5 protein-coding genes are annotated in these 5,986 nt (G+C 74.1%); 3 read left to right on the top strand and 2 right to left on the bottom strand.

What is annotated here, in order from left to right:
- The coding region (locus tag ACFW1A_RS37360) for a DeoR/GlpR family DNA-binding transcription regulator (protein WP_380417547.1) at positions 1–871 on the bottom strand (871 nt) is incomplete at its 3' end.
- A gap of 198 nt (positions 872–1,069) precedes the next feature.
- Positions 1,070–2,506, bottom strand: a complete 1,437-nt coding sequence (locus ACFW1A_RS37355) for an NAD(P)H-quinone dehydrogenase (RefSeq protein ID WP_380417545.1) — start codon at positions 2,504–2,506, stop codon at positions 1,070–1,072.
- 138 nt (positions 2,507–2,644) lie between these two features.
- On the opposite strand from ACFW1A_RS37355, the gene ACFW1A_RS37350 reads away from it, so the two are divergent.
- The 3 genes from ACFW1A_RS37350 to ACFW1A_RS37340 all read left to right on the top strand — a co-directional run bounded on the left by ACFW1A_RS37350 (position 2,645) and on the right by ACFW1A_RS37340 (position 5,836).
- A complete protein-coding gene (locus tag ACFW1A_RS37350; protein ID WP_380417543.1) occupies positions 2,645–3,082 on the top strand; it encodes a gamma-glutamylcyclotransferase in 438 nt (145 codons plus the stop codon).
- Between the two features lie 150 nt (positions 3,083–3,232).
- Positions 3,233–4,054 carry a purine-nucleoside phosphorylase gene (locus ACFW1A_RS37345; RefSeq protein WP_380417541.1) on the top strand — a complete coding sequence of 274 codons (822 nt, stop codon included), beginning with the start codon at positions 3,233–3,235 and terminating at the stop codon, positions 4,052–4,054.
- An 81-nt stretch (positions 4,055–4,135) separates the two neighbouring features.
- A complete protein-coding gene (locus tag ACFW1A_RS37340; protein WP_380417539.1) occupies positions 4,136–5,836 on the top strand; it encodes a phospho-sugar mutase in 1,701 nt (566 codons plus the stop codon).
- Positions 5,837–5,986: the final 150 nt, after the last annotated feature.

Genomic DNA, 5,986 nt, shown 5'->3' with positions numbered 1-5,986 from the left:
GGCCCGGGCGGCGCTGGCCGGGCAGCGGGGCGCCGGCGGGGCCGGGCGCGCGGCGCGGCACGCCGGGCGGCTGGGCCTGCTGCGGGTGCCGGTCCAGGCCCGGGTGGGGCGGCTCCGCGGCCAGCCCCAGCGGGGCCAGCGCGATCTGCACCCCGCAGTCGGCGAGCGCGTCCAGCTCGCGGGCGGTCGGGTCGTGACCCGCGGCCTGCTCGTCGGTCACCAGGCGGGTGATCGCCTCGGTCGGCACGGTCTGGAACATGCTGTCCGCGCCGAGCTTGGTGTGGTCGGCGAGGACGATCACCTCGGCGGCCGACTGCACCAGAGCCCGGTCCACGCTCGCGGACAGCATGTTGGCCGTGGACAGGCCGCGCTCGGCGGTCAGTCCGCTGCCGGAGATGAACGCCTTGGTCACCCGCAGCCCGTTCAACGACTGCTCCGCCCCGCTGCCCACCAGGGCGTAGTTGGAGCCGCGCAGGGTGCCACCGGTCATCACCACCTCCACCCGGTTGGCGTGCGCGAGCGCCTGGGCGACCAGCAGGGAGTTGGTGACCACGGTCAGGCCCGGCACCCGGGCCAGCCGGCGGGCCAGCTCCTGGGTGGTGGTGCCGGCGCCGATCACCACCGCGTCCCCCTCCTCGACGAGCGTGGCCGCCAGATCGGCGATCGCGCTCTTCTCGGCGGCGGCGAGGTGGGTCTTCTGCGGGTATCCGGGCTCACGGCTGAAGCCGCCGGGGAGCACCGCGCCGCCGTGCCGGCGGTCGAGCAGCCCCTCGGCCTCCAGCGCCCGCACGTCCCGGCGGACGGTGACTTCGGAGGTCTGGACCACGCGGGCCAGCTCACGGAGCGACACCGCTCCGTTGGCCCGCACCATTTCGAGAATCAACTGGCGACGTTCTGCAGCAAACACAGAACCGACGGTAACCCCCTGGGCGGTCGGCTTTCAGGCGTTTGCCGCTAGTAAGGGGAACTCCACCACACGCGGCGGCGCGCGGGCTTACAATGCGCGCCGCCGAGCTCCGGCGTACCCCCGGCCATCGGGACGACGTGCCCGCGCGAGGGGGTGAAACGGTCAGGATTCGCTCTCGGCCCGCTTGCGAATGTGCAGCTGACGGGCGGCTTCGGCGGTCGAACCGGACAGCGAGGGGTAGACCGTGAAAGCGCCCGCCACCTGCTCGACCGTCAAGTTGTTGTCGACCGCGAGCGAGATCGAGTGAATCAGTTCGCTCGCGCGCGGCGCGACCACCACGCCGCCCACCACGATGCCGGTGCCCGGGCGGCAGAACAGCTTCACGAAGCCGTCCCGGATGCCCTGCATCTTGGCCCGCGGGTTGCCGCGCAGCGGCAGCTTGATCTCGACCGCGTCCATCTTTCCGCAGGAGACGTCCGCCGCGGTGTAGCCGACGGTGGCGATCTCCGGGTCGGTGAAGATGTTGGAGGCGATGGTCTTCAGGTTGAGCGGCTGCACCGCGTCGCCGAGCGCGTGGTACATCGCGATCCGGCCCTGCATCGCGGCCACCGAGGCAAGCATGAAGACGCCGGTGCAGTCGCCGGCCGCGTAGACGCCGGGGGCGGTGGTGCGGGAGACCCGGTCCACCTGGATCTGGCCCCAGTCGTTGAGCTTGACCCCGGCCTCCTCCAGCCCCGTGTCGGTGGTGTTGGGGATCGAGCCGACCGCCATCAGGCAGTGCGTGCCGCTGATCACGGTGCCGTCGCCGAGCTGCGCCTCGACCCGGTCGCCCACCCGCTTGACGCTCTCGGCACGGGAGCGGCTGAGCACGTTCATGCCGCGGCGGCGGAAGACGTCCTCCAGCACCTCGGCCGCGTCCGGGTCCTCGCCCGGCAGCACCCGGTCGCGGCTGGAGACCAGGGTGACCTTGGAGCCGAGCGCCTGGTAGGCGCCGGCGAACTCGGCGCCGGTGACGCCGGAGCCGACCACGATCAGCTCCCGGGGCAGCTCCTCCAGGTCGTAGACCTGCTTCCAGTTGAGGATCCGCTCGCCGTCCGGCTGGGCGTCCGGCAGCTCGCGCGGGCGCACGCCGGTGGCGATCAGCACCGCGTCGGCCCGCAGCGACTGGGTGGAGCCGTCCGGCGCCTCCACCACGACCTCGCGGGAGCCGTCCACCGCCTGGCCGCCGCCGCCGAGCCGGCCCTTGCCGCGCAGCACGGTGACGCCGGCCCGGGTGACCGACTGGGTGATGTCGTGCGACTGGGCGATCGCCAGCCGCTTGACCCGTCGGTTGACCTTGCCCAGGTCCACGCTGATCGCGCGGTCGCTGTCGCAGGCCAGCCGGATGCCGAGCTCCTGGTAGGAGGCGTCGAACCCGGTCATCACCTCGGCGGTGGCGATCAGGGTCTTGGAGGGCACGCAGTCGGTCAGCACCGCCGCCCCACCCAGGCCGTCGCGGTCGACGACGGTCACCTCCGCGCCGAGTTGGGCCGCCACCAGGGCCGCCTCGTATCCGCCGGGTCCGCCACCGATGATCACGATCCGAGTCACGTGCACCATTGTCCCGCACGCCGCCGCGCAACCGTGCAGCGGGCCGTTGATTTGTTCGCGCCACCGGCCGGTGTGACGCACCGCACAGCACCCGGGCCGGACCGGCGAGCCCTTGATCCGGATACCAACTCCCGTAGGCTGACGCCCATGTCGCTCTACGCCGCGTACGCCACCAACCTCGATGCCCGGCAGATGAGCCGGCGCGCCCCGCACTCCCCGCTGCGCGGCACCGGCTGGCTGGAGGGCTGGCGGCTGACCTTCGGCGGCGAGCACCTGGGCTGGGAGGGGTCGCTGGCCACCGTGGTGGAGGACGAGAAGGAGCAGGTGTTCGTCTCGCTCTACGACGTGGCCCCCATGGACCAGGACGGACTGGACCGCTGGGAGGGCCTGCAGCTGGGCATCTACCGCAAGGTGCGGCTGCGCGCGCAGACCCTGGAGGGCTCGGTCCCGGTCTGGACCTACGTGCTGAACGACTACGAGGGCGGCCTGCCGGCCGCCCGCTACCTCGGCCTGATCGCGGACGCCGCGGAGAGCGCCGGCGCCCCCGACGACTACGTCCACGAGCTGCGCCGCCGCCCCTGCTGAACCGTCGCCCGGCGGACAACTGGAGTTTCCTCCAGGCTCGCCCGGCGTACATCGCCCATAGGCGGTGTTTTCCGGTCAATCGGGTAACGATCCGGCACGGCCTGACCGTGGGTTCTACGCGCGTAGGAATTTCTTGTCTATCCTCGCGGTGTGAACGCTTCTCCTCAGACCGCCGTGTCCGACGACCCCTACGCCGCCGCCCAGGCCGCCGCCGCCCGCCTGCGCGAGCTGACCGGTGTCGAGCGGCACGACGTCGCCCTGGTGATGGGCTCCGGCTGGGTGCCGGCCGCCGATCTCCTCGGCGAGACGGTGGCCGAGATCTCGGTGACCGACCTGCCGGGCTTCCCGGCCCCCGCCGTGGCCGGCCACGCCGGCAAGATCCGCTCCGTCCTGGTGGGCGACAAGCGCGCCCTGGTCTTCCTCGGCCGCAACCACTACTACGAGGGCCACGGCGTGGCCACCGTGGTGCACGGGGTGCGCACCGCCGCCGCCGCCGGCTGCGGGATCGTCGTGCTGACCAACGGCTGCGGCGGTCTGCGCGACGGCTGGCAGCCCGGCCAGCCGGTGCTGATCAGCGACCACATCAACCTGACCGCCGACTCCCCGATCGTCGGCGCCAACTTCGTCGACCTCACCGACCTGTACGCCAAGCGGCTGCGCGAGCTGTGCCGCGAGGTCGACCCGAGCCTGGACGAGGCCGTCTACGTCCAGTTCCGCGGCCCGCACTACGAGACCCCGGCCGAGGTCCACATGGCCCGGGTGATCGGCGGCGAGCTGGTCGGCATGTCCACCACGCTGGAGGCGATCGCCGCCCGCGAGGCCGGCGCCGAGGTGCTGGGCATCTCGCTGGTCACCAACCTGGCCGCCGGCATCACCGGGGAGCCGCTGAACCACGCCGAGGTGCTGGAGGCCGGCAAGGCCTCCGCCGAGCGGATGGGCGCCCTGCTGGCGAAGGTCCTGGAGCGGATCTGACCCACCCGCGGCCCGGGCTCCCCGCCATCGGCGGCGCCCGGGCCGACCCTTGTCCCTGACGACGACGTACCGGAGTGAGCGATGGCCGAGACCACCTCCCTGCTCGACCGGGCCCGCCAGTGGCTGGCCGAGGACCCCGACCCCGCGACCCGCGAGGAGCTCGCCGCGCTGCTGGCGCGGGCCGCGGAGCCCGCGGTCGCCGCCGAGCTGGCCGAACGGTTCGCCGACCGCCTCCAGTTCGGCACCGCCGGCCTGCGCGGCGAGCTGGGCGCCGGACCGATGCGGATGAACCGCGCCGTGGTGATCCGGGCCGCCGCCGGCCTGGCCTCCCACCTGCGCGCGGCCGGGGCCGGCGAGCTGGTGGTGATCGGCTACGACGCCCGGTACAAGTCCTACGAGTTCGCCCGGGACACCGCCGCCGTGATGGTCGGCGCCGGCCTGCGCGCCGCGCTGCTGCCGCGCCCGCTGCCCACCCCGGTGCTCGCCTTCGCCGTCCGCGAGCTCGGCGCCGCCGCCGGCGTGATGGTGACGGCCAGCCACAACCCGCCGCGGGACAACGGCTACAAGGTCTACCTGGGCGACGGCTCGCAGATCGTGCCGCCCGCCGACGGCGACATCGCCGCCCGGATCGACGCGGTCACCTCGCTGGCCGAGGTGCCGCTGGCCGCGGACGGCTGGCAGGTGCTCGGCGAGGAGGTGCTGGACGCCTACCTGGCCCGCGCGCTCACCCTGCTGGACCCGGCCGGCCCGCGCGACCTGGACGTGGTCTACACCCCGCTGCACGGGGTCGGCCGGGACACCCTGGTGGCCGCCTGGAAGCAGGCCGGCTTCCCGGCCCCGACCGTGGTGGCCGCCCAGGCCGAGCCCGACCCGGACTTCCCCACCGTGGCCTTCCCCAACCCGGAGGAGCCCGGGGCGATGGACCTGGCCTTCGCCACCGCCGTCTCGGTCGGCCCGGACCTGGTGATCGCCAACGACCCGGACGCCGACCGCTGCGCCGTCGCGGTGCCCGAGACCGGAGGCGCGTCGAGCGGGCACGGCGCCGGGCGACCGGCGGACGGCTGGCGGATGCTGCGCGGCGACGAGGTGGGCGCGCTGCTGGGCGCCGCCCTGGTCGCCAAGAAGGCCACCGGCACCTTCGCCACCACGATCGTCTCGGCCACCCTGCTCGGCCGGATCGCGGCGGCCGCCGGCCTGGACTACGCCGAGACGCTGACCGGCTTCAAGTGGCTCTCCCGGGCCGAGGGGCTGCGGTACGGCTACGAGGAGGCGCTGGGCTACTGCGTGGACCCGGAGGGCGTGCGGGACAAGGACGGCATCACCGCCGCACTGCTGATCGCCGAGCTGGCCGCCACCCTCAAGCGCAGCGGGCGCACCCTGACCGACCTGCTGGACGACCTGGCGCTGACCCACGGTCTGCACGCCACCGACCAGCTCTCGGCCCGGGTCCAGGACCTCTCGCTGATCGCCGACGCGATGCGCCGGCTGCGCGAGCGGCCGCCCACCGAGCTGGCCGGCCTGCGGGTCACCCGGGCCGACGACCTGAGCGCCGGTTCGGCCGAGCTGCCGCCGACCGACGGGCTGCGCTACTACCTGGCCGGCGACCGGGTGCGCTCGGCCCGGATCGTGGTGCGCCCCTCGGGCACCGAGCCCAAGATCAAGTGCTACCTGGAGGTGGTGCTCCCGGTGGCGAGCGCCGCCGAGCTGGCCGACGCCCGCGGGGCCGCGGCCGAGCTGCTGGCCGCGCTCAAGCGCGACCTCGCGGTGGCCGCCGGGATCTGACGGCCCACGGCTGCGGCCGCCCACCCCGGGGGGGGGGGCGTACACCGGGCCCCGCCCCGGCCGCCCCGCCTCGGTGGCGGTGGTGTCCGTCCCGGTGTACTCGCCGTAGAGCTCGGTGAGCCGGTGCACCCCGGCGCCGTCGGTGAGCAC

Origin of the sequence: Kitasatospora sp. NPDC058965 (genome assembly GCF_042741245.1) — a bacterium.
Lineage (GTDB): Bacteria > Actinomycetota > Actinomycetes > Streptomycetales > Streptomycetaceae > Kitasatospora.
Note: the sequence above shows the minus strand (reverse complement) of the source record. Positions and strands in the feature narration are given on the sequence as shown.

Bases quoted from the DNA above. Each gene is read 5' to 3' on its own strand.
- ACFW1A_RS37355 (WP_380417545.1), bottom strand. From the start codon at position 2,506: ATGGTGCACGTGACTCGGATCGTGATCATCGGTGGCGGACCCGGCGGA.
- ACFW1A_RS37350 (WP_380417543.1), top strand. From the start codon at position 2,645: ATGTCGCTCTACGCCGCGTACGCCACCAACCTCGATGCCCGGCAGATG.
- ACFW1A_RS37340 (WP_380417539.1), top strand. From the start codon at position 4,136: ATGGCCGAGACCACCTCCCTGCTCGACCGGGCCCGCCAGTGGCTGGCC.